Here is a 26,967-nt window from a genome sequence, read left to right on the forward strand (position 1 = left end):
TGTTACTGAATATGGAAATAAAAAACTTAGAAAATATTGATCTTGAAAAATTGGTGGCAGTGATAAATCTTTCATTTTCGGATTATATTGTGCCTCTGCAGCTGAATTTAGAAATATTGAAAGCTAAAATTAAAGCAGAGGACATCAAGCTGGAATTGTCCTTGGGCGTGTTTGATGGAGATGAAATGGTAGGGTGCATGTTACATGGATTACGGGACACAGAAGAAGGATTAACAGTTTATAATGGTGCCACTGGGGTAATTCCAGATCAGAGGGGGAAAGGATTAGTCCGCAAAATGTATGAATACCTGCTTCCTGAATTGAAAAAGCTAGAGGTGCGTAAAATGGTGTTAGAGGTGATCACTGGAAATCATCCTGCCATAAAAGCGTATGAGAAAATGGGATACACTGTGCGGAGAACGCTGGACTGCTATAAAGGAAAGCTGGAGGTTAAAAAGAATCAGCAGGTCAGCACATTGAAAGAAATTGATCTGGTTGACTGGCCTCAGTTGGTTTCTTTTTGGGATACAAAACCATCCTGGCAGAATGAGATTCAATCCTTAGAAAATACCAAAGAAAATTGTCGGTTTGTAGGGGCTTACCAGAAGGATTTATTGGTAGGATATGCGGTGTTTAATCCGACATCAAGAAAAGTAAATCAGTTAGCTGTTGCTAAGGATTATCGAAATAAAGGAATTGGTACAGAGTTGTGCTCCTATATTAATGAGGCAGTGGGTCAGCAGGAAGTATATGTCTTCAATGTAGATCATAATGCGGCTTCCATTTTGGCATTCTTAAAGGCTCAGGGCCTTCGCGAACACCTCTCGCAGTTCGAGATGAGCAGAACAGTATAAGAACGTTTAATGAACCGGATTGCCCCCAATGTTGTCTAACACTTGTAAGGGCAATCCAGTCATCAAATCAGGGAAATTTTAGGGATTAAACCTTAGAATTTACAACCAAAACCTAGGCCTAGTAACCATGGTCTTATTTTCACATCTGCATTGATGCTGCCCAACACTGGAGCCAACTGGGGACTAGCTGCTGGTGTCAGATTTGAAGCATCAACAGTTGCTGTGGTAGAAAGGAAAATCTTCTTCAAATCCACATTAATAAAGAATTTATCGCTGATATCATAGTCAAAACCAGCCTGAGCTGCAAAGGCAAATTTATCTTTGTATTTGATGTCTTTTACCGTAGGCCCAGCGTCTGCACTATAAAAGATCGTATAGTTGACACCTGCACCCAGGTATGGATTAAATTTCCCAACAGGATAGTGATATTGCAGGGTCAGGGTAGGAGGAAGCAACCATACTTTCCCCAGATCTACATCTGCTGAATTGGAAGCACCGATGGCACTGAGGTCGGAACCTACCGTGTGGACTTCATGTCTGGTCGTACCCAGAATCAGTTCTGCCGCGAAATTCTTGTTAAAGAAGTAGGTGAAATCCAGTTCAGGAATGAAAGACGTAGAAATCTTTGCATCCCCGCTAATTACGCCAATTGACGCACTTTCCTGAGGGATTACCGCCACACCTCTTAATCTAATTCTCCATTTTTCGGTAGACTGGCTGCTTTGTGAAAATGCGCAAAATCCAGTCATCAATAGGGCCATAAGTATACTTAACCTTTTCATAATTTTGATATTTATTTAGGACAAATCTATCCTGGAATACCTATTAAAAAAATGCGCGAAAACATCGATTAATCTGACCTTCGGCAGGTTTTATCCAGTGGTGATTTTGATAATTTGATCGGGATCATATTTAAATGGACAGTGACTCAAGTATTTTTATGTAAATTGCTGGATGAGTTTTTTAACGGCGGAATGGAGAAAACTAGCTATTGCGAATTACGCAGTAGATAAAGCGCTCCTCTATCCTTATTTGCCAGCAGGCACGGAGATCGATTTATTTAATGGAAATTGCTATGTGAGTTTAATCGGCTTTCTATTTAAAGAAACCAGGTTACTGGGAATTCGTGTTCCTTTTCATGCTAATTTTGAAGAGGTGAATTTACGATTCTATGTGAAGTATAAGGAGGGAGAAGTTTGGAAAAGAGGGGTTTGTTTTATAAAAGAAATCGTACCAAAATTTGCGCTGACGTTCATAGCGAATACGGTTTATAAAGAGAACTATCAGTCTATGCCCATGAAACATCGTTTTTCCGAAACGGAGAAAGAGTTAAGTGTAGAGTATCAATGGAAGTATAAAGATAAATGGCAGTTATTTGGTGTGAATTCCGCCCTGACTTTGTCGGAGATTGAAGAAGGGAGTGAAGCTGAATTCATTACAGAACATTATTGGGGGTATGCAAAGCTTACAGATACGGTAACGAACGAGTACGAAGTCAGGCATCCGAGATGGATGGAATATAAAGTAAATAGCTTCAATATCGCGGTAGACTTTGAACTTAATTACGGAAAGGATTTTAAGTTTCTGAATGAAAAGAGCCCTGCATCAGTCATGCTGGCAGAGGGCTCGGAAATTACAGTGGAACGGAAGAATACGCTGCGTTTCGTTTAGCTTCTCCTGCTTTGTTCATCGCTAGGGCCGTTGATACTGGGGCACTATATCTTCAGTTGTATCAGATTGCTCCTAATTTTTTATTCCTGGCTGGCTTTTTTCTTTTTGCGGCCACGCCAGATCAGGAATCCAGTGATGGGCAGACTTGCGGCGATTAAGCTCGCCAAGAATGCCAATATTTTACCCGGCAGGCCAGCTATTGCACCGATATGGATGTCGTAATTCATCCTGGTTATTTTATCTGCCATACTTGCGTTTTTTAGTTTCCCGTAGCTATGCCTGACCTCCATTTCCTTTAAAGTGTACTGATCGTAATAAAGGTAATCTGCCTTCCAGAAAGTATCCGTATCCGGATTTATCGCGACTTTAATGGCTGACTTTGCATGGTCAGGTACATGGATTTCGAGACCTCCAACTTTAGGATTGGCTGAATGCTTTTGTTGATTTTCCTTTGTTGCTAGTTGTCAAATAACACTTATTTTTACCCTGTGACTAAAATAAAGAGAATCACTCCAACAGATTTCAGCGGACAATACATGTCTGGGATGTCAACTGACCATGAGGTTTTAAAGACCGCTATTCAGATCCATGATATTGAAAAAACCTCTGGTTTTATTAAAGTGCCTACACCTTTGCACCGGCCAGAATTTAATTTTATTGTTCATGTGACCAGAGGTAGTGCGAAACAGCAGGTAGATGCGGATTTAGTGTCTATAAAAAAGCATGAAATCTTGTTTGTCAGACAAGGGAATGTGACCTCCTTACAGGAGGTAAGTCCGGATGCAGCAGGGCAGATGATTTTATTTGAAGATCAGACGCTGAACCAGTTGCTATCGAAAAAGGAGTTGATTAAACTCTTTTCCGCCAATATAATTATTCATTTATCAGAGGAGAGCAGTGCATGGCTTACTGCTTTATTTGAGCTGCTGCGCCTGGAGCTTTATTCTCCAAATCCAAACCTTGGTATTTGTTTTTCTCTTTTACAGGCTGGACTGCAGAAAATCTTTAGCTCTAGTGAAGAACTTAGTAAAAGTATCAATCGAAGTACTGAACTGACTTTCAATTTTAAGGAATTGGTTTATAAGCATTATTTGCAGCATAAGTCGGTGGTGTTTTATGCGTCTGAACTCTCTGTTTCTGAAAATTATCTCCATAGATGTATCAAGGAAACTATAGGAGAAAGTCCAAAAGAGTGGATCAACAAAGTATGTGTGCTGCAAAGTCAGCTGCTTTTACAGGACCTGACCAAGAGTATTTCAGAAATATCCTTTGAACTCAACTATGGTGATCCTAGTTATTTTGGGCGTCTGTTTAAAAAGATTACAGGGCTGACTCCCTCGGAATACCGAATCGCATTTATGCAGGATTTGTCCGAGTAAATAGTGGTTTAGTTTTAAAGCAATACTTGTTTTCAGTCCACCTTTGTGTGATCAAATACAAAGAAAATGAAAACGTTAATCACTGTTAGAAAGTCCGGGGCCAGGTTCCCAACTAAAGCCTATTGTAAATACAAAGGAATGACCAAATGGTTGTGTCTTTGGATAGCCGCTTTAACTCTTCTTTTTTCAACCAAAGGGCATAGCCAGATGATTCAGGATGTGGCTGGTGTTGCGGCAACTGTCCATCAAAAAGCCAGCTTTAATGACTTGCCTCCAGAAAGTGCGCTGTCAGGGAATAAGTTTCAATTGAATACTTATGATGCCTGGCTGGCTATTCCGCCATTTAGTATCGGTAAAACCAGTATTTTTAGTAACCTGAACTACCGTTTGATGGATTTTAATTATAATAGGAGTACAGCAGGTGATCCGAATCAAATTGACAAAATCCATGAGATAAAATCTGTCATCATCATCCGACACCCGATTTCCAGCAAATGGTCCATTTTGGGAATCGCAATGCCAACCCTTGCCGGAGATTTTAAGAAATCGGTTTCATTTGATGATTTGATCCTGGATGGCATACTCGGGATGTCCAGGAAATTTGGCAGGGAATCGAATCTTGAAATCGGACTTGGGGTTCATGTGCTGTATTCATTCGGAGAGACGCTGGTTACGCCTGGAATTTCAATTGATTACCGGAGTACCAACAATAAATGGTTAGCACAATTTTATTGGCCAAGGTTAAATGTGCTCTATAATGTGAGGGCAAGTACCCAACTGGGCTTGGCCGGATCAATAGACTGGACGCGGTTTAATCTGAAAAATTATCGGGGTTATAATGGAAAAGAAGTCGATTATGCGCAATTCTCGACCATCCATGCCGGCTTGCAGGTGCATCAGCGTTTGATTGGCGGAATATGGATCCAGGTACAGGCAGGAATGGGACTTTTGAATCGTTATGAACTGTTTGATACGCAGCAAAAGACGGTAAATGATTTCTCGATTTCTAATATGGGTTATGTAAAAGGGGCGCTTACTTACCGCATGGGTAGAAGATAATCTGAGGAGCGCTGATGAAAAATAGAAATCAACTGAATTCCGCCTTCAACCTGCGTACGCTGGTTGCTGCCGCGGTTCCATCTTATGTATTCCCTGCTTTAATGTCTTTTAGTTCTGGTTTTTTGCTGCACAAAAATGAGCTGATGCAGGCCAGCTATACGACCATAGGCTTATCCTCCTTATTGTCCACGGTGCTCAGCTTTATGCTGCTTTGGCAATTGGAATCGAGACAGATTCTGGTACAGCAGAAGCTGATACGATCCATACTGATCATCCTGTTCATGATGAGCTTAGGGGGATGTTTTTCCTCCATATTTAACCTCCAGTCTGAACGCTTTAATATTACCTTTTCTGCCTTTCTAGGCGCAGCAATACTAACCATCCGTTACCAATTTAAAAAATATGAAGATGCTCGGAATTAAACCCACAATCGTTGTTTTTGGCTGCACTGGCACCGTTGGGACCGAGGTGATGCGCCAATTAAAGAATTGCAACTGTCTGGTCAGAGGGGTTCTTCGGAATCCAGAACGTCCTTATCCAGTATTGGCTGATCTGGGCTCCTCGAACATCAGTTATGTCAGTGCTCATTTAAATTCAAGCGAATCCCTGAAAACCGCCTGTGCCGGAGCCGATGTCGTGTTTCTTTTAACGGCAACTTCCCCGAATCAGGTGGAGCATGAAATCAAGATCATTGATGCAGCTAAAAAAAGCGGGGTAAGAAGAATCGTTAAGTTGTCTGCACCCATAGTTCCTGCTACTGCGAAAGTAGAGGTCAGCGAATGGCATCATAAAATAGACTACTATCTTTATGAAAACATGGATGAATTCTGCTGTCTGAGGCCTCATTCTTTTATGCAGAATTGGGAGCGAAATACCTTGACGATTCAATACTTTGGTAAAATCTACGGCGCTTTAGCTGATGCGCCAAGAAATTATATTGATTGTCGGGATGTAGCCAGCGCTGCGGTACACTATTTACTGGCAAGCGAAGCATTAAAGGAGCGCTCGGTGGTGTTAGCAGGGCCTCAGGCCATTACAAATATAGAAATGGCTGCGAAATTATCTCAGGTCACAGGCCGTAAAATCGATTATGTGAACCTCAGTGCAGATGATTTTTTTGATCAATTGATCAGCAAAGCGAAATTACCAGAATGGCTGGCCAGGCATCTTGTGGAACTCGATCATCTAGCCATAAAGGTCCCGGAGCCAAATCGCGAAACGGTCAGCAGTTTAATTTTAAGAAAACCGCGAATCATGGAGGAATATTTGCAGGAATCCAGGCATCTTTTTACAAGAAAGCCGCTTTGGAAACTAGTTGGCACCACCGCCCGGGCTATCTTCGGATAGCCCTTTAATTTCAACAGCCTCCTACAAAGAGTTTTATAGAAAATTGCTAGAGATTAGCGCTCTAAAACTTGTTTAATCCTGATAAGTGTAATATTATTGCAGCGGGTTAAAAAAAAATGATGTCAATAGAAACTTATCCGGTACCACAAAATGAGATGCAGAGATTGTTGAGCTTATCTGAACTTGATTTAGATTATTCTGAACATTCCGAAGAATTTAAAGACCTTGCTATGCTTGCTGCAAAAGTAGCTGGAACGGAGATTTCATTGATCAACCTAATTGATTCTTATACTACATGGACCATTGCCAATCATGGGCTAAACATACAGCAAGTACCCAGGGAAGAGTCGCTATGTCAGCATACCATTATGGGACAGCCGCAGTTTGAAGTCTCAGATTTGTCTTTGGACGATCGTTTTAAGGATAAGGATTTTACCAGGGCACCTTTGTCGCTTCGATATTATTTAGGGGTGCCGATTAATGGCCCTGAAGGTCATCAGATAGGTTCGCTATGTGTGGTGGATACCAAACCTAAACACCTGAGCCCTGAAAAGATTGAAATGCTGAAAATTATTGCAGATCAGGTCATCAACCGCATTTATACTTACCGGACCATAAAAGACTTGAAGGACCAGGTAAAAAATGCCAATGATGTAAAAAATAAAGTGGCCCATGACATTCGCGGACCGTTGGCGGGGATCATTGGCTTGTCCAATATCATCGTTCAGCAAGGTAATGCCAACGAACTCGATGAAGTGCTGGAGTTTATCCAGCTGATCCACAAAAGCAGTAAATCATTGCTGGAACTGGCCGATGAGATCCTTACCGAGGAACAGCAAAACAGGAAGCTGGCACAAGATGAAATGAACCTGAATGTATTCAAATGTAAATTAGAGAACCTTTATAATGGTCAGGCTAAGAACAAAAACATTAACCTGCAAATACAGCTGAAGGAGGGAGATACTTTATCACCTTTCCCAAAAAATAAATTGCTGCAAATCGCAGGGAATCTAATTTCTAATGCGATTAAGTTTACGCCGGAAACTGGGATCGTAAAAGTTGACCTGAGTTTAAAGGAAGAAGCGCAGCAGTATCTGCTGGATTTGAAGATATCAGATACCGGGGAAGGCATTACTGAAGCCGCGCTGCTGCACCTGGAAGATGGCGGTGGTTCAAGTACAGCTGGCACCTGTGGAGAAAAGGGGTATGGCTTCGGATTGGAATTGGTGCAGCATTTGGTTAAAGGCCTGGGAGGTACGATGGAAGTTTACAACGTCAGTGGTTCAGGTGCCTGTTTTAACGTAAGCATCCCTTTTAAAAAGAAAGTTAAGGAATAGCACCTAAGACCCATTGCCATAACATTTTTACCTTGTCGATTAATATCGGGATATAACGGTCCCGATAATAAGTAGTGATGCCAGGAGTTTTCCTTGAGGACAGATTGACGATTTCTATCTTCGGATTTTTCAGCCATTCCTGACCGTTTGCTGGGCTAATACCCATGGCTATTAAAACTGGAATCTTTCGGTAAATAAGGATAGATTTTTCCTGATTTTGTAAATAATAGGTCTGCAGCGTTTGCAAGCTGTTTGACCGTACCTTCCTTTTGATCTCCATACCAGTCTGCGACTGCTGTTTGCAACATAAATTACCTGCTTAAAATTGCCGCTTTCTAGGAGTTGCTGGCCAAGCAGCAGTTTCTCATTTGAGACAAAGATATTTGGGCTATCCTTGAGGATCTTCTTAAACAGCCGTTTATATTTCGTGCCAGACATTCCGGCCATTTCTGCCATTGCCGCTAAGCCTGGGAATTCTTGCGGCAGATGATCAAGCATGTATTGGGAAGTTTTTAGAATGCTATTGATATCGTTTTCGGACAGCTTTTCTATATTGGTTTCAAAACGAGCGGTTCGCTCCAATACATAATTTAAGAGGTAAAGCGCAGTATGTTTCAGCTTAAGCTCGAAAGAAGGACTTGAGAAATGATGTTCTTCTTTAAGTCTGTTCAATAATACTTTGCTTCTGCTGTCAATATGACTATAAAAAAACAGCGTATTCTTAGACTCATCAAATAATAAATTGGTCACCTCAGCACTTCTATTTGTGGCTGCCAATGATTTGTAATAGGTTTTATCAACGAGCAGCCTTAAGCTGAAAGTACGCTCACCGACAGGTGGTATGATGATACCTTTTGTTCCAGAATCCATAAAGCCCATGCCCAATTTAGAATGATATCCGGCCTTATGAATGGTATTATCGAGAATATGAGTGGTGATCTCATCTCCGATATCAAAATAAATCATGTAATAATTATGGGCTGTTGGTATCCTGGTAAATAAAGATGGAAAGCGTGCACAGTTTAGAGAAACAGCACTTTTGGATCATTTAAAGGATAATGGGATTGCCGATTTAGTGATCTGCGGCATGAGGCCGATCTATGCGTAGATGCGACTGTAAGGGCTGCAATTGACCTAGGCTTTGTGACCACTGGCCTTTTTTGCTGAAAGCTCATCAACCTTTATCAGCACATAGGATGGTCAATTGTAGCATTAATAGCTTTTTGTGCTTTTTTTTGATACTGAATCTGATTAATGAAGAGCAAATAATTACTTATGTTAGCGAAAAATTATCATTTGATGGTCCGTATACTGTTATTATTATTAGTCTTGTTGAAATTGCCTGTTTATGGTCAGGATATGAAATCTCTGGAGAACAAGCTACATCATTTATCTCAGCAGCGGGAGAAATGGAGTCATAGCCAGGAGGAAAAATCATACGATTCGTTAGCCAGATACAATAAGGAATTGGAACTGCTGATTCTGAAGTTTACTGCCAATAACCCTAAAACTTTAAGCCACAAATTTGACAAAACAAAGGTTGGATTGGATATGCTGACTTCTACTGATGGTCTTTTTAGAATCTACACCTGGAATACGCTGGAAGGTGGAACTATGCAGTACTTTAAAAGTGTTTACCAATATAATGCTGCGGGGAAAGTGTATTCCATGAGGAGTGATACGCCTGAGGAAGATAACGGATGTCTATTTATGGAAATCAATGACCTTACCCTTGCTGGTAAACGGTATTATTTAAGCACTAGCATCAGTGTGGGAAGTAGCGCCTTATACTATTACCAGGCGAAAGTCTTCTCTATTGAAAATGGAAAGTTAAATCCAAATGCGAAGCTGATTAAAACTAAAAGCGGGATTAAGAATGTAATTGGTTATGAAGTTGACCTTTCCAGCTCTTCAAACAGGGATAGAAAGGATGGGATTGAGCCTAGAGATTACATGAAATTGCAGTATGACCGGGAGAATAAGACGATATTGATTCCCCTGATCAATGCGGATGGCCGAGTGACTAAAAGCAAAATAAAGTATCAATTGAAAGGTCAATATTTTGAAAAGATCTAATTTTTTTCATCAAAAAAAAGGAATTTAATGATTTCATCAATGCTTTTCAGTCCCTTTTCTTGAATACCTATCCCTTTTCAAAGTGCAAAAACTAGAATATTTGCCTCAAATGAAATTTTTAATAAAATGAATCTTACTGGTTTTAAAGATAATTAATTATAATTGTCTAATTAACCAATCAACATCCACCATTATCTATCTGAAAAATTAATGAATCAAAAACCATCAAGTGCATTTATTGGGGCCTCCTGGGTCGCTTTAATGGCAGGATTTGCTGCTTATAATATCGGTCTTTTCAATGCAACCATGCAATTGAACGAAAAGGGATACTATTTTACCATCCTTATTTTCGGTGTATTTGCCGCAATTTCTGTGCAAAAATGTGTTCGTGACCGATTAGAAGGCATCCCAGTAACCAATATTTATTATGGAATCGCCTGGTTCTGTACGATCCTTTCCATTGCATTATTAGCAATAGGCTTATGGAATGCTACGCTTGCTTTAAGTGAAAAAGGATTCTATGCGATGGCATTCTTACTGACAATTTTCGCCTCTATAGCTGTACAGAAGAACACTAGAGATAGTCTCTCTGCTGAACCTAATAGCGACAAAGGATTTTAATCATTTGCAGTAGCGCCAGAAATATTGGTGCTGCAGTCATTTATTTAAGCCTCAGCATCAGCTGGGGCTTTTTTGATTCTTATGGCCTTGTAAATAGCTTAGAGAGAGTTATAGGTTTTAAATTTTCCGAATTCTGCCTAGTGATGATGAAAAGAATCAGCATGCTCAATATCGAGCCGAAGAAGCACCATACAGAGGTAAGGTAGTTGGTATAGAAGATTGCCGTGACCACATAGGAAAGCACAAGCGTCCAGCCCAACAATCTGAGCAATTTATGACTGGAAAAGAAGGGTGAAATTGCTGTAGCCAGCATGTAGGGGATGCCTCTGAGCAGTTTGCTTTGGAAAGGGAATTCCAGCGAATATCTGATGTGGTGTTCCTCAATTCTAGCCGAAGCTCTAAAATTCAATAGCGAATAGCCAAGGTATAAAGCTGCCAGTACACCGGTGGCTAACAGCGCTAACAAAATTTTCTTCCTAAGGGGATCTTTTTCAAACAACAGCATCGACAAGGGAACCAATATGGGCCAGACGGTTTGGGCAAATGCCAGAAACAGGTACATGGTAAGGTCAGTCCAGGGGGCATAAGCCGCATGTGAAAGAGTCAGCCATAAGAATCCCTCCATAGCCTGCTGCACTGCAAAAAGGATCGGAATGCAAGCCAGTACATATTGTGGGGTTGTTTTAGCTTTTGTCAAGGCAATACTGCCTACCAATAGTAGGCCAGCACCTGCTGTAAAACTCGCTGTAGCAGAAAAACACATCAGCCATTCTTTATATCTGAGGAAAATTCATCAGGTATTAGACAAACGTTCCAGCATGATAAAAGTTTAGGGATTAAAAAAGATTTTGACTGCACTTTCTGCATGTTGCTTTATAGTGAGATTGCGGTTCATCAAAAGAGTTTCCATATATTTCTTCAAAAAGAGATGATCTGCAACTTTCCCTAAGATTCCTAATGGGGATACGTAAGAAAAAATATCAATCATATTCGTCCCATTGTCTATTGGTTCGAATTTATGTATATGTTTAAATGCACCAGAAACCATTTCATCAGTAAATGAATTTGGCTTTTCAAAAGCGGTAATTTTAGAAGTTAGTTCCTGAAAAATGTGGCAGATCTTTATTAATAAAGTACGAGGTTTTTAACTGTTACTTATTCTCCGTTGAAAGGTGGGGTTAATATAAAATCACGCCAGGCTTCAACAATTTGTTTAAATTCAATTGTAGGCATATGAAATACGGTGCTTTCATCAGAATAAAAACATACTTCCTCTTTATTCACATCAATTAAAACCATTTCATTCTGAGTTTCATACTCTTCTTCCAGTCCATTCAACACTGCATTGATGTGGAGCAGATCTTCATTTAGTTCAGAGACTCCTAGGCCATAAAGGAGAATGGTGAGATCCGGAATATCAGTATGAGGAACTTTATCTGTCTTATAGTTTGTAACTTTATTTTTAAAGTGTATACCGTATTTTTTGATTAAATCTTGATTCATATGCAATTTACCGACGATAATTTTAGTTGGCACCAGGTGATAACATAAGTATCTCTTTAGACCTCATTTTACACTGCTATCGTAATAGCTTTCGTTGAAACAGCAATCATGACGGTGCAGGGCAGTTATTAAATCTATTTCTCCAATATTAGGCAATTATAATCTACCATTTATAATTAATTACGGTGGGGAGCAATTTATGGACTCAAGCTGTGTACTTTGCAAACAAGATATAGCAGTTAGCCTTGTCAATCCTATGCAGATCAAATAAACTAATAACGAAAGTGGAATGCTCTTAACAGAAAATAAATCTGTAACTCTTACCAGGGCCTTATAGGCGTACAATGTCTGCCAGGAGAATCATTATTTAAACTTAAGGGTATTAAAAATGAGATTGACATAAATAATAATTTATGTCAATATTTCACTGTAATTCATTTAATTATTTTACGTACATCCATAAGTAGTCATTTAACAGAAAGCATACTATGTTTTAATATATTAAGGTGATGAACATAAGAACCCTTCATATATTTATAAAGCATTGCTGATACAACCAACATCGCAACTAAAATAATGAAAACCAGGTTATTATTTTGATAGCACATACCAATCAATAATCCGGGGATGATATTAAAACAGGCATAAACCTTTGATGTTTTAACTCTAAAATTTGAAAAACTTAAAGCGACATCAGAAGAAGAATATTTGCGGAATGAGCTTATTAATCCCATTACAGAACTATAAATCACAAATACGATATAGATGAGGAAAAGCTTCAAGGAAAGCATTCCAAATATGATGAAAACTACCAGTACACATGTAAAATCCATTAGAATAATCGGAATTAAAAAAGCTAGATATATTCTTAAATGGCCCTTAAAAGTGTTCCCACTAACGATATTATTCAGTTCAACAGGGAATAAATAACCCCATAAGTTATTATAGACATAAGTAAAGGGTATTATAGGCAAAACTAATAGTAAAAAGAAAGGCGCTTTTAATAAGATATACCCAATTTCATGTTGTTTTAAATTGACGATAAAGAAGAGAAGAAAAATAACCTTTATCAAAAATGCGATTAACAAAACGACTCTAATATTGGAATTATTAAAAATTATCCTCAATGTTAAGTTTCTCTTAAAAAAGGGGTTAATACTTCTTCTTTCAGATTGTTGATTGGAATTACTTTCTAAAGGTATTTTTCTTTCATAAAGCATAAAGAACATGCATAATAATCCAATTAGTAACGTATTTACTATGACATAGACGCCGCATTGCTTATTAACAAAAATTATATTATCACAATAACTCAGCAGTACAAGTAACATTATTAGGGAACCGGTTACCACACTTAAATAAACATACTTGGCCCATGAAAGCGCGTTTATCAAATTTTCCGCAAATAAGAATCCAAGAAACCAACAGTATACGAGTAGAGAACTGTCAAAATAAGATACCTTATCGCTAAATCCAATTAACGCGGATACAAAAATAAAAAGGACCCAGTACGTTGTGGTTGTCAAGCAAACAGCAAAAAAGTCTACACATGCCATTTTCAAACTACTTACTGGATAATTTGCGCCAACAATACATTTCTTCAAAGTAACGGAAGGGAAAAATTTCAAAATAATTGGTGTTATTAACACCAATATTTCAACACTGACAATTAATATCCTTGCGGTTTTTTTATTATTCAACAAAAAATGATCATAAAATTGGGCGACTCCTATACCATAAATTAGCATAGTCAAGCACATAAAAGAAAGCCAAATGATTGATTTTAAATTATCCTTACAGAAAAAATTTGATATTCTCCTCTTTAATAAAAAAACAATCATAGTTTAGATTAATGTATTTAATAAAGATGAAGTTCCATCCTTTGGTTTTAAGTATTTTAACAACTCTTCGTTTATACTGCCTGTATTGTTTTTAAACGCCGAAATTGTATCATCATAAACCAACTGAGCTCCACTTAAAACACCAATGTGCGTTGCTAGTTTATCAACATACAACAAATCATGCGATGAGACTAAAATAACTCTATTGCAGCTTTTATATGCATTTAGAAAATCACATAGCTTACTTGCTGCCAAAGGATCGAGATTAGCAAAAGGCTCGTCAAGTAATAAGAAATTAGGTTTATGAAGTACGGCAGCGCATACAGCTAATTTTTTTTTCATCCCGCTTGAATATTTTGAACATGGTAACCTTAAATCTTCATCGCTATCGAAAAAAAAATCCAATAGATTTGAAGATTGTTTAGCAATGGTTTCCTTATGAAGTCCATATAACAATCCTATCCAATGCAAATAATCTGACGCATTTAACTCATGAATCAATTGGTCGTATTGACTCAAAAGACCTGTTTGTTTTTTAATGAGTATTTCGCTTTCCTTATAATTATGCTCATTTATATATATGTCACCGCTCGTTGCTTCAATCAAATCTGACAACAGGTTGATTAATGTACTTTTTCCGACGCCATTCCTGCCTAGTAAGCAATATACCGTCCCCCCAGTGCATTTCAGATCTACCTTATCAAGGACAATGTTTTCTCCATACTTTTTAGTGAGCCCAGTAACAGTTATCTTCATTTTTTAAATTTTACTTTTATACCTTGGTCTTTTTTTAAATTATAAAATCCTATCATAAAAAAACCAACCATAGCAAAAAAAAACAAGCTGGCTTTAAGTGAAAATGTCTCATGTTTATGGTAAGCATTATAGGCCAATCCTCCAGAAACTGCTGATAGAATGAATTTTAAGGAGATATTTGAAAATTTATTACTCATAGTAGTATTGATTTAATATGTATGAGATCATCATCTGCTCCCAAAATACAAGTAATTAATCTGACGCTAAGGCTCCTGCGCATAAAGCACCAGCAACTAACAGAGCTACACCTGTGGCATAAATGATTTATGAATCCGCATAGGCGGCTGAACAAAGTATCGTGGTGTAGTATATCAATCCAATACCTCCGCCTAACATGCCAACAACACCTAAACCACAGCCAAAAGCTGCAAGGCTAATTCCGCCCTCAATTTTTATAATTTCATATTATTATAACTTTTTGGTAATTAAATAGTTTCTTTTAAATAAAGAATCTAACAAAACAACATTTATTCGTGCATGAGCGTTGCTGTAATTAATATATAACAATATATTAATTATTAAAATAAATAAAGTCACATTTTTTATAAAAAAAATCTAAAATCATCATTAAATAGCATATTACAATATTTTTCCTCAATTCGAATCATGCAATAGTCGTTAAATAATAAATATATTACAAAAAAAAAATCGCTAAGCTGTGCCAGCCTAAGCCAAAACGACCGGTGCAAAATATTTGTAGCGAAAGGTTTAATAGAACTTTCAGAGAAAAATATATTGGATGCCTATTTGTTTGGTGAAATGACCCAGGAACGAATATGGTTTAAACTAGAGAAAAAGGGTAATTATTTATAACTAGAAACAAATAATTGCGATGACAAGATCAAAATTTACCGAGGCTCAACTAGCCTTTGCAATGTAGCAGTCAGAGACGGGGTGATTCTATTTAAAAATATAAAATCCTTAGAAATACTAATAAGTCATCCCGGCAAAGAACCAATACATATATAGAACCGTTACAGTAGAAATTTTAGCAGAACCAAATGTGTTGTTTGGTTCTGCTAAAATTAATAGAGGATCATTTTTTGCATTCCATTGTAAATAGCCACTTAATACATTGAAAATTACAACAATTTTCCAATAGATTATACGTGATTTTGCTATCAGGTGTTTGGAGTTTTTGATGGAAGTTATGGTAGTTGGTTGATATTTGCAATCTCATCAAAGATGTTGAAAGGCGAAATATCCAAAATATAACAGATTTTCACGAGCCTTTCCAACCTGACAGCTTTAATGTTCCTTTCATTTATAGAGTAAACATTTTGTGAGATGTTCAATTGAATGGCCATGTATTGTTGACTGAATCCTTTTTCAATTCTTTTCATGAAGATTTTATTTTTAAGGGCATGAAATATTTTTTCATTATTCATAGTAGGGCGCTTAAGAGATTTAATTCCTTAATCTTATGACACCCGGCTCTCGATATAGTCCTACTCATAATCCACACTTAGCAACAACTTTGTCTGATTTTTTTGGGAAATTTTAGATTTTGACCATTGGATCATCAAACCCAAGTGCACTAAAAAGCAGATTATATAAACAATATATGAGTTGCTTCAACATACTATCATCTGCTATATTTATACCAATGATTGAGGAAATAATTATCAGATCACTAGGATCAGCATTTTTTATACATGTTTCTTAAAAAATAACCTATTGTAGTTCATCATTTTAACTCATTCCAAAGCGAACGATTCAATATTGTTTTTGTCGCAGAAAAAGCAGACGATTTGAAAATGTGGATTATTTATATCCTTTTCTTTTAAATAGCGGAAAGAGGTTTTTTCGCTAACGATTGGTTCTTGTTTCATTTTAGGCTTTAATTAGTTCAGACCAAAGAACCACAACCGTATCCGCCCTACGAACTACATATTTGATTAACGGATTATATTTTTAAAGTTCTGCGGATACAGATTGGTAATTATCAACAGAATGCCCCCACTAATTCTCATTAAAAGGTTGCCACTTTAAAAGTACAATAAATCATTCATTTTCGAAATCGTCTCCAGATTGGTCATTAGTATTCTGACCCTCTGCTTTCTTTGGTCGTCCTCTTTTTATAGCAGAGGTTTCTCCAGCTTTTTACAAGTCCTGCACTTCTGCCAGATTTTTTATTCTGTGATCACTGAATGGCTAAAGGAAAAAGACCTGAGAACGGTTCAATATATGGCAGGCCATAAATACGTAAGCTCAACAGAACGTTATCAGACGACTACCCTGGAAGACTTGAAAGAAGCTTTAAACAAGCATCATCCCTTGAATAAATAACCACTTAAACCAATATCTGAATATATTACCGTTTCCCGGAAGACTTCATGTTTACTTTGACTGAAGATGAGTTTGTAGACTTGAAGTCGCAAAATGCGACATCAAGTTGGGGAGGGAGAAGAAAGTTGCCTAATGCTTTTACAGAACATGGCGTTTTAATGCTATCCAGTGTGCTGAATAGCCCTCAATCAATCCAGGTTAATATCCAGATCATGCGTATCTATATTCGTATACGTGAAATGTTGCTGGCCCATAAAGATGTATTCATCCGTGTTGAACAAGTTGAAAAGCACTTGATGAAACATGATCAGAAGATTGAACTTCTGTTTACTTACCTCAGTAAGTTCATTGAAAAAGAAGATCAGCCCAGAACGGAGATCGGCTTTAAAAGAAAAGGAGAATAAGCTTATAGCAATTTGTCTTAAAAATAGATATCTGAGCCCGGGTAACCGGGCTTTTATTATTTATAAGCCTATCTTAAAATTGGTGGGAGGTCAGTTACGAATTTTCGCCTTTCTAAACAGTCCGATTTTTTGGGAGGGTTACACTTTGACTTGCCACTGGATTGCCAATTTTCGATCATGGCTGACATAGTGTTACGCTTTTCTTTCAAATTATTCATAAGGGCAAAGCTAAATCCAGAAAATTAGCTAGTCAAGGTGTACTTGGTAGGGCGGATACACCCAGTATATGTTTTTTAGCTAAAAAAATTACATTGAACGAGTGTTAATGGTCATATTTATGAATCGTTATCAAAAAGAAATAAAATTATTAATGTTTTTCTGTAAGAAAAGCAATTGAAATGCATCAAAATATGGAAAATGGAAAATAATAAGATATTTATTTTCTCTAGCGTACTGTTTTTTTCTGTCTACGGGCTTGCATTTGTTGGTTTTTAATACTATGAATGAGGATTTAATGTATGGAATCTTAGGGATATATTATGGTAGTTTTGCTGCACTATATTGTGCCTCGTGCTTTTATGTTTTAAAAAAATTCAAAAAAGAGTATGATGAAATTTTAACGGAAGTTTGTGGAAAGTAACCTAACATATGTGGATCACGATTGCCTTTATAATTATAAGTAGTGTAAATTGAGGGCAAATATGTCATTTTTCCTTGGTGGGGCTAAGGGCCACCACTAAGGAAAAAAGGTTTTTGTCTCTGCATCTGAAGTATATTCTACCTGCTTCTAGGAAGCTCCTTACTTTTTATTGTGTCCTAGATTATGCTAAGTTGTTTTTATTAACTCTGTCATGCTGGGGGTAGAGACCTTTCTATCCACAGTCTTATATTTGATTATTATTATGCGTACCTCAATCTAATCATGGAAAAGAAGATATTTTCTGTACGTTATTTAAACTAAGGTCGGGAGTCATTCTTTTTCTGTTGGGAATTGAAATATATTTTCGTCAATAGCCTGGTTGGTTTTAATTTTGATTACGCTAAACATTAAGGCTTGATTTTGATATTTAATTTCAGTTACGAATGGAAAAGAGATTCCACTAACCTGGAAGACTTGAGAGAAGCTTTAAACAAGCATCATCCCTTGAATAAATAACCACTTAAACCAATATCTGAATATATTAGTCCTATGAGTCCGTTAAAAAATGTTACTATACCTGATGAAGTGGTCATGAGCAAGATCTATATGGTCCGTGATCAGAAAGTTATGCTGGATAGAGATCTTGCGGAACTGTATGGAGTTAAGTCTATCCGTTTAAGGGAGCAGGTTAAACGAAACAAGGAAAGGTTCCCCGAGAACTTCATGTTCCAGTTAAGCGATCAGGAGGTCGAGGACATGGTATCGCAAAATGCGATACCATCAAAACAGGCGCTAGGGGGCGCTTTACCTTATGTCTTTACTGAGCATGGTGTGTTAATGCTCTCCAATGTGCTGAAGAGTGAAAGAGCGATACAGATGAGTATTTGTATCATAGAAATCTTTGTGAAGTTAAGAGAAATGTTGCTGTTGCATAAAGATGTATCGTTGCAGGTAGAGCAGGTGGAAAAGCGGCTGGTGAAACAGGATGAGAAAATAGAGTTACTGTTTACTTACCTCAGTAAGTTCATCGAAAAAGACGATGAACCCCGTAAGCCAATAGGCTTTAAACGAAAAGGAGAATAAACCTCCACACCATCTTCAGGGTATCATAACTCAGCCAGCTTTCAGCTTCTCTGTGTTTTGCTACCCTTCCCCACACCATCCCTTCTGCCGGGAAGACCGGCCTTAAGCTATACAACATGATACACATTATAAAAGCAGCCCCGCAGGGCTATCCCGCGACCAAAGCTGTCGTTATAATGGGTTATTATGTTAAATAGCCGCACGTCCCTGACTGGCCTGCGCTCTGCCGTCATCTTCCCGTCGGTCAGCGGCAAAGCCTGCGGCAGCATGGTATTGTTAATGGCTGATCGGCAGTGCAAGACTGGTCGGGGGAACCACGGAATCCCTTTGAAAACAGGGACGCTGCGCCCGCCCAACCTCTCAGGGATAGAAAGAACCGCTCATATTCCCAATCGTCAAGGGTTCAGGTAGTTCATCTGTTAAGCCACCCCGAGCCTAAGAAAGGGAAGCTGTCAAGGGAACGTGGAATAAATGGCCTTTGCGGGTAAAGCCTAAGCTTGTTTATGCCGCGAAAGTCCCTTTACTACTTTTCTTTCGAGGCTACCTTTGCTGTTAAAGATGATCTAACGAACAAGCAGTGCCTTTCATAGTACCGCTTCCTGTAAAAAACAAACCATAAAAACGGATAAAAACCAGGTTGGTAGATGAAAACTAAATCTATATCTTTGGTCGAAGAACGTACTTTATGGCACTGAAAATTGCAATCTGCAAATCTCAGAAAAGGCAAAAAAAATGCGGTAGCCTGTACGATTACGGCGCTAGGTTCTATGATCCGGTAATAGGACGCTGGAATGTGGTGGATCCTAAAGCTGATATGTTTAGTCATATGTCGCCATATAATTATGGAATCACCAACCCAGTCTTAATGATAGATCCTGATGGTATGGCGCCAACATACAATTGGGATACAGGGAAATATGAAGATGAAGGGAAAGAAGTTTCATGGGATCAGGTTCAAAAAGAATACGGAATTAACCAAACGGATCAGGAGCCTAAAAATAAAGATCAGGAAAGAAAGCGTTAAATTCATCGAATGATAGTCTACTGAAGTTTAATCAATTCATGATTAGTGTCATGGAATTTAAGTTGTCTGCTGAAGATTTTGCGTCGATTTCTCCATTGAAAATTGCAAAATTTGCAGCGCCTAAAGGATCTGTAGCAATCGAGGCTGGTAGCTCTTTATACGCCAATAACGAATAATCTAAGTACTATAATAAGTGCGATTGCTAAAAAGAACAGGCAAGCCCCAGGAATAGTTCTTGATCTTTTAAGAACAAATGTTACAGACTCACAGCTAGGGAATGTACTAAATAGGGTAAGGAGTGCAGGAGCTACAAGAATAACAGATGTAATAATAATGCCAAAATAGCCATTATGCCAAAAATTAGATGTAAGTGTGATAATGTAATTTGGCTTGGGGAAATCCCAAGCCCGCATCAGTGGTTGATTATTTCTGATGTTGAATACGATAAGTTTGAAGGTCAAATAGATCCTGAAATATTATATTCAAAGATGGAAATCGTTGTGAGGTGCAATGTTTGTGATAGGCTTCATGTTTTTTGGGATGGCTTTGATAAGCCTCAGACAATTTACATTAAAGAGGCTGATTGACGATTATTGATTTGTTTTTAGCGTTTAGAATTATGTTGGGCTGGCAATATTTTCGTTTTTAGGTGGCATTTATGGTAACAGTTAAGGACCTGAACTTTTCCTTATAAGCCAATTTTATATTTGCTTTTTCGTTTTTGAAGCTTTTGTCAATAGACTTATTGGGCGATGTAAGTATCTCTGCAGTTATAGCTTTGTACCAATCCCTAGCTTTTTCGTTTACAGTCCATTGAATGATGTTTTCAATGGGTAAGGTTTCAGATAATACTGGTAGCTCTTCTGCTCTAAACACCGAAATCCGATTAATCATTTTGAGTTCGTTTCCGTTGGAATACAACTGAATATTGGTTTTGTATTTCCAACTCGAGAAGTAGAAGTCAAGGCCTTTGATGCTTTTGCCTTTTTTCATCTTAATCGTGCTGAAATGCTCTTCAACCACATCTCATTAAGAACCGGTATCAAATCCACGATCATAACTTCCAATAAATCCTTCGAGAAATGGCATGAGATCTTCGGTATGGATACAGTGCTGACTGCGGCATTACTGGACCGGCTTACCCATAAATTTTTCCTGGTAAATAGGAATGGAAAATCCTATCGGATGAAAGAAGCTAAGAGCATGATGGGGTCTAAAAATGTTAACAAAGCAGTTAAAATAGCGGCCAATACCTAAAGAAAAAAATACTACGCTGAGCTGGGGCGGATCGACTGGAAGACGCAGACTATTTTATCCCGACCGAGTATAATAATGGAATATTGATAAGGATAAAGAAATTTATTACCTTAGCTTGTAAGGAATTTTAGAGAAAAAAAAATGAATATACCCCAGTAAGGCAGGCTTTCAGTTAAATGTGCGGCTTGCCCACAATTAACGAAACTCAATATGGAAAGACCGATAGCCCACCAATTTGAAACGCCAGCCTTAGAAACGAATATCACCGGAGATATTCCAGACTGGTGCACTTACCGAATCCCTTATGCCGAAGCCCGACAAATATACGTTGAACAAGGTACCGTCGTCAGGCAGTTTTATAGCCACATTCTGTTTTTTATGGAAGTGATTGAAGTTGACCTGCACGAGGATTTGCATGCAAGTTACCTGATTGAAAACCCGAGTTTGTTCCTGTTCCTGGTACTTCAAGGTCGAATGACTTTTCTCACACCTGATGGCAAGCTGATTGCCGAGGCACCAGAAAATATCTGCTACGCCACTTACAACAAAAAAGGTGAATATCTTTACCGATTGCCAAAGGGAAAGCATCTTTTCTGCTATCTCTGCCCGAGGGCAATATGGATCATCAAACATCTAAACCGTTACCCTCGTCTAAAGCCGTTCATGGAAGGCATGGAAAATAGTGACGACTTGTTTGGCCACATGCCGCCTTGCTGGATAGACAACGATATGAAAAAGATCTTGGAACAGTTATTTTGGGATAAAGAGACCGGAGGCGTTGACCTGGAATCCCTATTGTCAGATCACGCTAAAAAGGTCATCGATGACTACCAGCGGCTTTTAGATGTAAAGTTTTCCCAACGGGAATATCAAATCAGAGATTATTTAGATGCAAACTTTGCCGACCCAACACTTAGTAATTATTCGGTTGCAGACGAATTTCACATCACTGAGAAAACATTGATCGAAATTTTTAAAGAGGAGTTTGGCACCACCCCACACAACTATCTGATTAAGGTTCGTATGGAACATGCCAAACAGATGCTGACCATAGAGGAAATTCCAGTCAAAGATGTTTACATCAAGGTAGGGTACAGAGATTTACACAGTTTTCAAGCCCAATACAAAAAGTCAATCGGAAATCCGCCTACAAATGGCCGAAAAGGCGGGTTTTTAGCCTTTTTCTAGGTTTTCCAAGGAGTTTTGCGCAAAAAACACACATTTCGGGACTATTTTGACCCCGAAATTAGCTGGAAATGGTGTGTTTAATGCTTGCTTAGTAAAAAATCATTATTGAAATTTAATTAATATAAAATGATGGTTACCAAACGGATCAGGAAACATGGAAAACACGAACAATATCTATATAGTAAAGCCAATTGGTTTTCATGAGATGGAGGAGATCATAGCAATATTTGACAGCAGAGAAAAGGCCGAAAATTTTATAGACAGGTTTAAAACCCGTCCGATAGATCTGGAGATTGTCGAAGCCCCGCTGAACCCGGAATATATCGCAAACAAGCAGGCAGATCCATACACGGTAACACTTCGTGAGAATACAAATGATCCGATCAACCTGGGCATCAATGACCTAATCGAAATGGCCGAAGCGGCTGCAAGAGAAGAGTATGACATATTTTTTTACGATGGCGCAGAAAGGTCGCAAGGCGTCTTTAATATTATGCTTTTTTCTGGAACCGAGCAAGAAGCGCTATCAAGGGCAATAGAAAAGAGGGATGAAACCGTTGCCTCGGGTGAATGGGACAAAGAATACCAGCATAGCATAGAAATCAAATCGACAATGCAGCATCCAGATCATGATAAATAGAATTAAAATATGGATGGGTAGTATCGCATGCTGGCCGTTAATTCCTGACGGTGAAGTACCAGATATAAGATAGCAGTCCCAGATTAAAAAGGTAAAGAGATGAAAATTGTAGATGCAGCGAAAATAATGGACATTGCCAGGATCATATCCTTAACGGTAATCCTTGCCTATATGGCCCTGCTGTTCATCCGTTTCATGAGTTTTTACCTGTCCGGACGAATGTGGTCTATCAATATATCCATTCAGACGATCTTCAATTGCCCTTACGCCCGAAAGAGAGTGGTTAATAGGATTGTTCATGACTGTAAAAATGCGGTGCATCGAACAATCCCGGATAGTCGGGCAGGACTATCCGGGAAACGAAAACCAAAGTATCGGGATACGATGGTAATCAGCGAGGTCTGCTAAAAGACACCCATAACATAATTACATAAATATAACGTTTTTTAAGGCAGACTTTTTTTAGCAAAATAAAAGACCACATTATGAACAGAAAACTGTTCACAAAAAAAATCCTAACCCTTGTAACAGCGATAGCGTTATTTGTTGGTGTAGGTCTGGTTTATGGTTTTACTTCGACTGAGAAAAAAGGTCAATTTAAACAAGCATTAACGAAAGAGAAAATCGCACCAGCGAACGGATGGTATACGATAACCATTACAAACCCTTCTCAGCCAGAAATGCCTGCTAATCAGTCCATAGGGAGTCTAACTAGTGCGCCTCCGGCTATTGATCCGGACGGGTGTGCACAAACTTTAAATACCGGAAATAAATGTGCTGTATTCCTAACTTTTACCGATGAAGATGCAATGCTTCCCGCAACAGTAGCGGCCGCAAATGCTGATCCTGAAGTAACAGTAGGCAACAGTTCACGGAGTCCTGAGTAGGCAATTTTATATTAAAAAGCGGGCTATAATTTGCCCGCTTTTTTGCTATCTTGGATTTTGTTCAAACCCACTTAGCAAAATCTCGCTCTCCGGAATAGGCCAAACATAACGTATATCATTTGGTAAGAGTTCATATGTTATACCGTTAACAGTTCTGATAATTTTAGTCTCGAATGGTTTTTCTTTATTAAGCCTTCTTAGATCTTCCCATCTGATCCCTCTCATTACCAATTCTTTTTTTCGCTCCTGTAGGATGGTGCTTAACGCAACTTCAGCATTCGAGGCTGTCAAATCTTTAAATGTTGCCTTGTCATAACGCATCTTAAGCAATGTGTTTAAATCCCTCATCGCCTGTAAATGATCTCCGGTTCTGGCAAGACATTCTGCCCTGATCAGATATTGCTCATCAGTAGCTAAACCCGTAAACACAATAGAACTTCCTGTGTACCCACCTTTGAATAAAATTCTTGCATCGGTATTTGTATAAAAATAAGCACGATATCTTAAATCATCTGCTGAATAAAGTTTTAGCAGTCCCGGATTCATGTTGAGCCGGGTAGATGCTATTATGGCAGCATTAGCCATATTCGCATAAAAGAGCACCTCTTTATTTCGATTATAATCAGCCAAAAAGGTATAGCGTGCATTTAGAGCTATCTCATTAAAATTAATAAGCTGAGAGTTGATCTTTAAGCATTGGTCAGCATAAAAACCAGCTTTTGGATAATTACCCATCAGTAAATAGGTTTTAGCTAATAGCGCATATGCTGCTTGCTTCGAAGGCCGTAGTTTGTTCACTGGGACTTTATCTAGCAAATCAGCAGCTTCCGTTAGATCAGCTATGATCTGCTGGTAAGTGCTTTCAACGGTTGCACGTGTTGAAATAGGATTGATGTCTGCCTCTAAACGTAAGACTATGCCAAGATCACTTGCTGCTTTAGATGAATTATACGGCTTACAAAATAATTGGGACAGCTGGAAGAAATTAAAAGCCCTAAAGAATAGCGCACTTCCTTTTAAATTCGCCCATGCTCCTTGTTCGGAGGTAGCTGGTTTGATTTTCACTGCTCCTTCCAATGCGGTATTTGCATATAAAATTCTCCAGTAAGCATTATTCCAGTCAGCAAGCTGGATTCCTTGATAGACATTCTTTGCCCAGATATATCCCTGTTTTTGATAAGGCCTGGCGAGGGCATCCCATACTGCATCAGTCACGATAAATTCATCAGCACCAATCACTCCCAACTCAAAACTTTGTGCTGCATTCATTATGTTGCTATTATCCAGAAGGCTTTGGAAATCTGCAATGCTTGTTGGACTAACACGGTTTTTATTTTGTTTTATTTCCAGGAACTCCTTTTGGCATGAAAATAATAATGCAACTGCAGTAATCAATAGCAAATGTAAAATGATCTTTTTCATTGAATGTGATTTTGTTTGTTATAATTATTAAAAACTAGCCTGTATTCCAATAGCATAGCTAGCAGGAGTGGGATAAGCCGCATTTGGATAATCAGGATCAATACCGCTTTTATCCGCCTGCCATATTATGCCAAGATCACGTGCGTATCCGTATAATCTGAAGTTCTGAATGTTGAGCTTTTTTAAAAGATTACCGTTAAAAGCATAGCTAATAGTCACGTCCTGCATACGAACATGATCACCTTTAGCAATCACCGCTGCTGAAGAGCCATAGACCTGTCCCTGATAGATATCAAATGTAGAAGCAGCAGGTACATTAGTAGCCAGCTCGTCACCAGGCTGCTTCCACCGTTTAAAATAATCCATATTATAGTTCGGAACTTCAAGATATTCCTCACCAGAATACATAGAACGTTTTCGAAATACATACCCAGTTTTAAAGCTGACTGTAGCGCTAACCTGCATATTTTTATAGCTCAAAGTATTTCTGATCGAGCCAAATAATGGAGGAACACTTAGCCCCTGTAGTAACTCTGCCGGATTGAAATTTTCTATATATTGTTGGTAGTTTATAGTAAAATTACCGTTCTGGTTTACTAACGGTGCACCTTTATTATGATCTAATCCTGCCCAGGGCAACCAATAAATTACATCCCTAGAAGTACCAATCCTAGGTGGGGCAGGATCAGCAAAGTAATCGGACAATCCTGCTGCTTCCCTTGAACTGTAATTGGTGATTTTATTTTTGGTATAACTTAAAAGTAAAGTAGTTTCCCAATTAAACTTTCCAACAAGATTTTGACTGGTCAGTTGGAGGTCAAACCCTTTGGTTTGCATATTTGCATAATTGATAAGGTTATTAATTGCTGGCGTAACGTCCTCAATTATACCTGTTGAGGGAGCAAGATAGTTTTTCCCAATAAGATCACTTGCTTTTTTTGTATAGTAGTCGATACTTCCCTGAATCCGGCTTCCTTTAGTGGCAAAATCGAGACCCACATTAAATGTATTAACCTTTTCCCACCTTAAACCAGGGTTTCCTGCACTGATAATAATTCCCGCTGGTAGTCCATTTATATTCTCGACAAAGCTTGTTACTGGAAATGAGGTGATCTGTTTGTTCACATTTCCGCTGCTCCCATAAGTAGTTCGCAAACGCACATTTGGAAGCCAGTCAACAGTATAAAATGGTTCTTTGCCAATTTGCCAGCTTTGGCCTACCGACCATAGCGGAACACCTTTTTGATTCGTTTTAACACCAAATAGGTTAGATCCGTCCCAACGCCAACTTCCCGAGAAAGTATATCGATCTAAATAGGTATACGCAACATTTCCAAAATAAGAAAGGTATCTGTCTGCTAGTTCTCCCAGAGCACTGAAACCCGTGGGGATACGTAGGCTTCCACTTGGCCTTATTGGATAATACATCAGGTTGTTGAACTGATTAGTTCCCTGTCCTGTACGCTCGTCATACCCGTACAAAGTAAAGCCAGGTTTTGATGCAATAGTGTCCTAAACGTTTAATGTTTTTGTAAAAAGGCTTAGGATGGATTGAAATAATCGCATTTTAAGGATTATTCAAAAAAGAATCCCTTGTATGCTGGTATTGGGTTCCAGCTTAGGTGGTTC

At 38.4% G+C, this 26,967-nt stretch carries 34 protein-coding genes; 21 read left to right on the forward strand and 13 right to left on the reverse strand.

Annotated elements, in window-relative coordinates; genetic code table 11:
• The first annotated feature begins 11 nt into the window (after window positions 1-11).
• Complete coding sequence (locus H9X96_RS20540) at window positions 12-854, forward strand: GNAT family N-acetyltransferase (RefSeq protein ID WP_187668083.1); 843 nt, start codon at window positions 12-14, stop codon at window positions 852-854.
• Window positions 855-946: 92 nt separating this feature from the next.
• On the opposite strand, the gene H9X96_RS20545 is transcribed toward H9X96_RS20540, so the two are convergent.
• Entirely contained in the window at window positions 947-1,636 is a 690-nt protein-coding gene (locus tag H9X96_RS20545) for an OmpW family protein (protein ID WP_187668084.1), read from the reverse strand.
• A 172-nt stretch (window positions 1,637-1,808) separates the two neighbouring features.
• On the opposite strand from H9X96_RS20545, the gene H9X96_RS20550 reads away from it, so the two are divergent.
• Window positions 1,809-2,525 (forward strand): YqjF family protein, encoded by a 717-nt coding sequence (locus tag H9X96_RS20550; RefSeq protein WP_187668085.1) that lies wholly within the window; start codon window positions 1,809-1,811, stop codon window positions 2,523-2,525.
• An 80-nt stretch (window positions 2,526-2,605) separates the two neighbouring features.
• On the opposite strand, the gene H9X96_RS20555 is transcribed toward H9X96_RS20550, so the two are convergent.
• A complete protein-coding gene (locus tag H9X96_RS20555) occupies window positions 2,606-2,926 on the reverse strand; it encodes a PepSY-associated TM helix domain-containing protein (RefSeq protein WP_187668114.1) in 321 nt (106 codons plus the stop codon).
• A gap of 87 nt (window positions 2,927-3,013) precedes the next feature.
• On the opposite strand from H9X96_RS20555, the gene H9X96_RS20560 reads away from it, so the two are divergent.
• From H9X96_RS20560 to H9X96_RS20580, 5 genes are all read left to right on the forward strand, one after another.
• Complete coding sequence (locus H9X96_RS20560; RefSeq protein ID WP_187668086.1) at window positions 3,014-3,904, forward strand: AraC family transcriptional regulator; 891 nt, start codon at window positions 3,014-3,016, stop codon at window positions 3,902-3,904.
• Window positions 3,905-3,970: 66 nt separating this feature from the next.
• Window positions 3,971-4,963, forward strand: a complete 993-nt coding sequence (locus H9X96_RS20565) for a DUF6268 family outer membrane beta-barrel protein (protein WP_187668087.1) — start codon at window positions 3,971-3,973, stop codon at window positions 4,961-4,963.
• Window positions 4,964-4,977: 14 nt separating this feature from the next.
• A complete protein-coding gene (locus H9X96_RS20570; RefSeq protein WP_187668088.1) occupies window positions 4,978-5,385 on the forward strand; it encodes a hypothetical protein in 408 nt (135 codons plus the stop codon).
• Entirely contained in the window at window positions 5,372-6,310 is a 939-nt protein-coding gene (locus H9X96_RS20575; protein ID WP_187668089.1) for an NmrA family NAD(P)-binding protein, read from the forward strand. Before H9X96_RS20570 ends, H9X96_RS20575 begins: the two co-directional genes overlap by 14 nt.
• Window positions 6,311-6,426: 116 nt before the next feature.
• Window positions 6,427-7,647 carry a GAF domain-containing sensor histidine kinase gene (locus H9X96_RS20580; protein WP_222943950.1) on the forward strand — a complete coding sequence of 407 codons (1,221 nt, stop codon included), beginning with the start codon at window positions 6,427-6,429 and terminating at the stop codon, window positions 7,645-7,647.
• On the opposite strand, the gene H9X96_RS20585 is transcribed toward H9X96_RS20580, so the two are convergent.
• The gene (locus H9X96_RS20585) at window positions 7,637-7,813 is read right to left on the reverse strand and encodes a hypothetical protein (protein WP_187668090.1); all 177 of its coding nucleotides are present in this window, start codon (window positions 7,811-7,813) and stop codon (window positions 7,637-7,639) included. The two genes, H9X96_RS20580 and H9X96_RS20585, sit on opposite strands and share 11 nt — an antisense overlap.
• A gap of 5 nt (window positions 7,814-7,818) precedes the next feature.
• Window positions 7,819-8,613, reverse strand: a complete 795-nt coding sequence (locus H9X96_RS20590) for a helix-turn-helix transcriptional regulator (protein WP_187668091.1) — start codon at window positions 8,611-8,613, stop codon at window positions 7,819-7,821.
• 333 nt (window positions 8,614-8,946) lie between these two features.
• On the opposite strand from H9X96_RS20590, the gene H9X96_RS20595 reads away from it, so the two are divergent.
• A complete protein-coding gene (locus tag H9X96_RS20595; protein ID WP_187668092.1) occupies window positions 8,947-9,723 on the forward strand; it encodes a hypothetical protein in 777 nt (258 codons plus the stop codon).
• A gap of 210 nt (window positions 9,724-9,933) precedes the next feature.
• Window positions 9,934-10,344, forward strand: a complete 411-nt coding sequence (yiaA, locus tag H9X96_RS20600; RefSeq protein WP_187668093.1) for an inner membrane protein YiaA — start codon at window positions 9,934-9,936, stop codon at window positions 10,342-10,344.
• A 79-nt stretch (window positions 10,345-10,423) separates the two neighbouring features.
• On the opposite strand, the gene H9X96_RS20605 is transcribed toward yiaA, so the two are convergent.
• The 6 genes from H9X96_RS20605 to H9X96_RS20630 all read right to left on the reverse strand — a co-directional run bounded on the left by H9X96_RS20605 (window position 10,424) and on the right by H9X96_RS20630 (window position 15,847).
• Entirely contained in the window at window positions 10,424-11,107 is a 684-nt protein-coding gene (locus H9X96_RS20605; RefSeq protein WP_187668094.1) for a DUF6629 family protein, read from the reverse strand.
• Between the two features lie 392 nt (window positions 11,108-11,499).
• Window positions 11,500-11,847 carry a hypothetical protein gene (locus H9X96_RS20610; RefSeq protein WP_187668095.1) on the reverse strand — a complete coding sequence of 116 codons (348 nt, stop codon included), beginning with the start codon at window positions 11,845-11,847 and terminating at the stop codon, window positions 11,500-11,502.
• Window positions 11,848-12,314: 467 nt separating this feature from the next.
• A complete protein-coding gene (locus H9X96_RS20615; RefSeq protein WP_187668096.1) occupies window positions 12,315-13,688 on the reverse strand; it encodes a hypothetical protein in 1,374 nt (457 codons plus the stop codon).
• Window positions 13,689-13,691: 3 nt separating this feature from the next.
• Complete coding sequence (locus H9X96_RS20620; protein ID WP_187668097.1) at window positions 13,692-14,444, reverse strand: ABC transporter ATP-binding protein; 753 nt, start codon at window positions 14,442-14,444, stop codon at window positions 13,692-13,694.
• Window positions 14,441-14,641 (reverse strand): hypothetical protein, encoded by a 201-nt coding sequence (locus tag H9X96_RS20625; RefSeq protein ID WP_187668098.1) that lies wholly within the window; start codon window positions 14,639-14,641, stop codon window positions 14,441-14,443. The genes H9X96_RS20620 and H9X96_RS20625 overlap by 4 nt, the downstream gene beginning before the upstream one ends.
• Before the next feature lie 1,011 nt (window positions 14,642-15,652).
• Complete coding sequence (locus tag H9X96_RS20630; RefSeq protein WP_187668099.1) at window positions 15,653-15,847, reverse strand: helix-turn-helix domain-containing protein; 195 nt, start codon at window positions 15,845-15,847, stop codon at window positions 15,653-15,655.
• A gap of 688 nt (window positions 15,848-16,535) precedes the next feature.
• On the opposite strand from H9X96_RS20630, the gene H9X96_RS20635 reads away from it, so the two are divergent.
• The 7 genes from H9X96_RS20635 (at window position 16,536) to H9X96_RS20660 (ending at window position 20,531) form a co-directional block, all read left to right on the forward strand.
• On the forward strand, window positions 16,536-16,793 hold the full coding sequence (locus tag H9X96_RS20635) for a hypothetical protein (protein ID WP_222943951.1): 258 nt from the start codon (window positions 16,536-16,538) through the stop codon (window positions 16,791-16,793).
• Window positions 16,794-16,813: 20 nt separating this feature from the next.
• On the forward strand, window positions 16,814-17,197 hold the full coding sequence (locus H9X96_RS20640) for an ORF6N domain-containing protein (protein WP_370576766.1): 384 nt from the start codon (window positions 16,814-16,816) through the stop codon (window positions 17,195-17,197).
• A 1,189-nt stretch (window positions 17,198-18,386) separates the two neighbouring features.
• Complete coding sequence (locus tag H9X96_RS20645) at window positions 18,387-18,920, forward strand: ORF6N domain-containing protein (protein WP_255431188.1); 534 nt, start codon at window positions 18,387-18,389, stop codon at window positions 18,918-18,920.
• A 685-nt stretch (window positions 18,921-19,605) separates the two neighbouring features.
• Window positions 19,606-19,944, forward strand: a complete 339-nt coding sequence (locus H9X96_RS20650) for an RHS repeat domain-containing protein (protein ID WP_187668101.1) — start codon at window positions 19,606-19,608, stop codon at window positions 19,942-19,944.
• Window positions 19,945-19,994: 50 nt separating this feature from the next.
• Window positions 19,995-20,120, forward strand: coding sequence for a hypothetical protein (locus H9X96_RS22990; RefSeq protein WP_255431189.1), 126 nt, complete (start codon window positions 19,995-19,997; stop codon window positions 20,118-20,120).
• 22 nt (window positions 20,121-20,142) lie between these two features.
• Complete coding sequence (locus tag H9X96_RS23165) at window positions 20,143-20,289, forward strand: hypothetical protein (protein WP_370576767.1); 147 nt, start codon at window positions 20,143-20,145, stop codon at window positions 20,287-20,289.
• A gap of 5 nt (window positions 20,290-20,294) precedes the next feature.
• On the forward strand, window positions 20,295-20,531 hold the full coding sequence (locus H9X96_RS20660; RefSeq protein ID WP_187668102.1) for a hypothetical protein: 237 nt from the start codon (window positions 20,295-20,297) through the stop codon (window positions 20,529-20,531).
• Window positions 20,532-20,589: 58 nt separating this feature from the next.
• Here H9X96_RS20660 and H9X96_RS20665 read toward each other — a convergent pair whose 3' ends face one another.
• Window positions 20,590-20,937, reverse strand: coding sequence for a hypothetical protein (locus tag H9X96_RS20665; RefSeq protein WP_187668103.1), 348 nt, complete (start codon window positions 20,935-20,937; stop codon window positions 20,590-20,592).
• Window positions 20,938-20,952: 15 nt separating this feature from the next.
• Here H9X96_RS20665 and H9X96_RS20670 point away from each other — a divergent pair, with 15 nt between their 5' ends.
• The 5 genes from H9X96_RS20670 (at window position 20,953) to H9X96_RS20690 (ending at window position 23,916) form a co-directional block, all read left to right on the forward strand.
• Window positions 20,953-21,201, forward strand: a complete 249-nt coding sequence (locus tag H9X96_RS20670; RefSeq protein WP_187668104.1) for an ATP-binding protein — start codon at window positions 20,953-20,955, stop codon at window positions 21,199-21,201.
• A gap of 210 nt (window positions 21,202-21,411) precedes the next feature.
• Window positions 21,412-22,389, forward strand: coding sequence for an AraC family transcriptional regulator (locus H9X96_RS20675; protein ID WP_187668105.1), 978 nt, complete (start codon window positions 21,412-21,414; stop codon window positions 22,387-22,389).
• Between the two features lie 154 nt (window positions 22,390-22,543).
• Complete coding sequence (locus H9X96_RS20680; RefSeq protein WP_187668106.1) at window positions 22,544-23,029, forward strand: hypothetical protein; 486 nt, start codon at window positions 22,544-22,546, stop codon at window positions 23,027-23,029.
• Between the two features lie 99 nt (window positions 23,030-23,128).
• Complete coding sequence (locus H9X96_RS20685) at window positions 23,129-23,437, forward strand: hypothetical protein (protein WP_187668107.1); 309 nt, start codon at window positions 23,129-23,131, stop codon at window positions 23,435-23,437.
• Between the two features lie 77 nt (window positions 23,438-23,514).
• Window positions 23,515-23,916, forward strand: a complete 402-nt coding sequence (locus H9X96_RS20690) for a hypothetical protein (RefSeq protein ID WP_187668108.1) — start codon at window positions 23,515-23,517, stop codon at window positions 23,914-23,916.
• 45 nt (window positions 23,917-23,961) lie between these two features.
• Here H9X96_RS20690 and H9X96_RS20695 read toward each other — a convergent pair whose 3' ends face one another.
• Together H9X96_RS20695 and H9X96_RS20700 are read right to left on the reverse strand one after the other, a co-directional pair.
• The gene (locus H9X96_RS20695; RefSeq protein ID WP_187668109.1) at window positions 23,962-25,338 is read right to left on the reverse strand and encodes a RagB/SusD family nutrient uptake outer membrane protein; all 1,377 of its coding nucleotides are present in this window, start codon (window positions 25,336-25,338) and stop codon (window positions 23,962-23,964) included.
• A 27-nt stretch (window positions 25,339-25,365) separates the two neighbouring features.
• Window positions 25,366-26,820, reverse strand: coding sequence for a TonB-dependent receptor (locus H9X96_RS20700; protein WP_187668110.1), 1,455 nt, complete (start codon window positions 26,818-26,820; stop codon window positions 25,366-25,368).
• Window positions 26,821-26,967: the final 147 nt, after the last annotated feature.

The sequence above is a fragment of the Pedobacter sp. N36a genome, from assembly GCF_014472395.1.
GTDB lineage: Bacteria > Bacteroidota > Bacteroidia > Sphingobacteriales > Sphingobacteriaceae > Pedobacter.

Coding starts and splice junctions, on each gene's coding strand:
- H9X96_RS20540 (WP_187668083.1), top strand. CDS start 12: ATGGAAATAAAAAACTTAGAAAATATTGATCTTGAAAAATTGGTGGCA.
- H9X96_RS20545 (WP_187668084.1), bottom strand. CDS start 1,636: ATGAAAAGGTTAAGTATACTTATGGCCCTATTGATGACTGGATTTTGC.
- H9X96_RS20550 (WP_187668085.1), top strand. CDS start 1,809: ATGAGTTTTTTAACGGCGGAATGGAGAAAACTAGCTATTGCGAATTAC.
- H9X96_RS20565 (WP_187668087.1), top strand. CDS start 3,971: ATGAAAACGTTAATCACTGTTAGAAAGTCCGGGGCCAGGTTCCCAACT.
- H9X96_RS20570 (WP_187668088.1), top strand. CDS start 4,978: ATGAAAAATAGAAATCAACTGAATTCCGCCTTCAACCTGCGTACGCTG.
- H9X96_RS20575 (WP_187668089.1), top strand. CDS start 5,372: ATGCTCGGAATTAAACCCACAATCGTTGTTTTTGGCTGCACTGGCACC.
- H9X96_RS20580 (WP_222943950.1), top strand. CDS start 6,427: ATGATGTCAATAGAAACTTATCCGGTACCACAAAATGAGATGCAGAGA.
- H9X96_RS20585 (WP_187668090.1), bottom strand. CDS start 7,813: ATGGGTATTAGCCCAGCAAACGGTCAGGAATGGCTGAAAAATCCGAAG.
- H9X96_RS20590 (WP_187668091.1), bottom strand. CDS start 8,613: ATGATTTATTTTGATATCGGAGATGAGATCACCACTCATATTCTCGAT.
- H9X96_RS20595 (WP_187668092.1), top strand. CDS start 8,947: ATGGTCCGTATACTGTTATTATTATTAGTCTTGTTGAAATTGCCTGTT.
- yiaA (WP_187668093.1), top strand. CDS start 9,934: ATGAATCAAAAACCATCAAGTGCATTTATTGGGGCCTCCTGGGTCGCT.
- H9X96_RS20605 (WP_187668094.1), bottom strand. CDS start 11,107: ATGTGTTTTTCTGCTACAGCGAGTTTTACAGCAGGTGCTGGCCTACTA.
- H9X96_RS20610 (WP_187668095.1), bottom strand. CDS start 11,847: ATGAATCAAGATTTAATCAAAAAATACGGTATACACTTTAAAAATAAA.
- H9X96_RS20615 (WP_187668096.1), bottom strand. CDS start 13,688: ATGATTGTTTTTTTATTAAAGAGGAGAATATCAAATTTTTTCTGTAAG.
- H9X96_RS20620 (WP_187668097.1), bottom strand. CDS start 14,444: ATGAAGATAACTGTTACTGGGCTCACTAAAAAGTATGGAGAAAACATT.
- H9X96_RS20625 (WP_187668098.1), bottom strand. CDS start 14,641: ATGAGTAATAAATTTTCAAATATCTCCTTAAAATTCATTCTATCAGCA.
- H9X96_RS20630 (WP_187668099.1), bottom strand. CDS start 15,847: ATGAAAAGAATTGAAAAAGGATTCAGTCAACAATACATGGCCATTCAA.
- H9X96_RS20645 (WP_255431188.1), top strand. CDS start 18,387: ATGAGTCCGTTAAAAAATGTTACTATACCTGATGAAGTGGTCATGAGC.
- H9X96_RS20650 (WP_187668101.1), top strand. CDS start 19,606: ATGGCACTGAAAATTGCAATCTGCAAATCTCAGAAAAGGCAAAAAAAA.
- H9X96_RS22990 (WP_255431189.1), top strand. CDS start 19,995: ATGGAATTTAAGTTGTCTGCTGAAGATTTTGCGTCGATTTCTCCATTG.
- H9X96_RS20660 (WP_187668102.1), top strand. CDS start 20,295: ATGCCAAAAATTAGATGTAAGTGTGATAATGTAATTTGGCTTGGGGAA.
- H9X96_RS20665 (WP_187668103.1), bottom strand. CDS start 20,937: ATGAAAAAAGGCAAAAGCATCAAAGGCCTTGACTTCTACTTCTCGAGT.
- H9X96_RS20670 (WP_187668104.1), top strand. CDS start 20,953: ATGCTCTTCAACCACATCTCATTAAGAACCGGTATCAAATCCACGATC.
- H9X96_RS20675 (WP_187668105.1), top strand. CDS start 21,412: ATGGAAAGACCGATAGCCCACCAATTTGAAACGCCAGCCTTAGAAACG.
- H9X96_RS20680 (WP_187668106.1), top strand. CDS start 22,544: ATGGAAAACACGAACAATATCTATATAGTAAAGCCAATTGGTTTTCAT.
- H9X96_RS20685 (WP_187668107.1), top strand. CDS start 23,129: ATGAAAATTGTAGATGCAGCGAAAATAATGGACATTGCCAGGATCATA.
- H9X96_RS20690 (WP_187668108.1), top strand. CDS start 23,515: ATGAACAGAAAACTGTTCACAAAAAAAATCCTAACCCTTGTAACAGCG.
- H9X96_RS20695 (WP_187668109.1), bottom strand. CDS start 25,338: ATGAAAAAGATCATTTTACATTTGCTATTGATTACTGCAGTTGCATTA.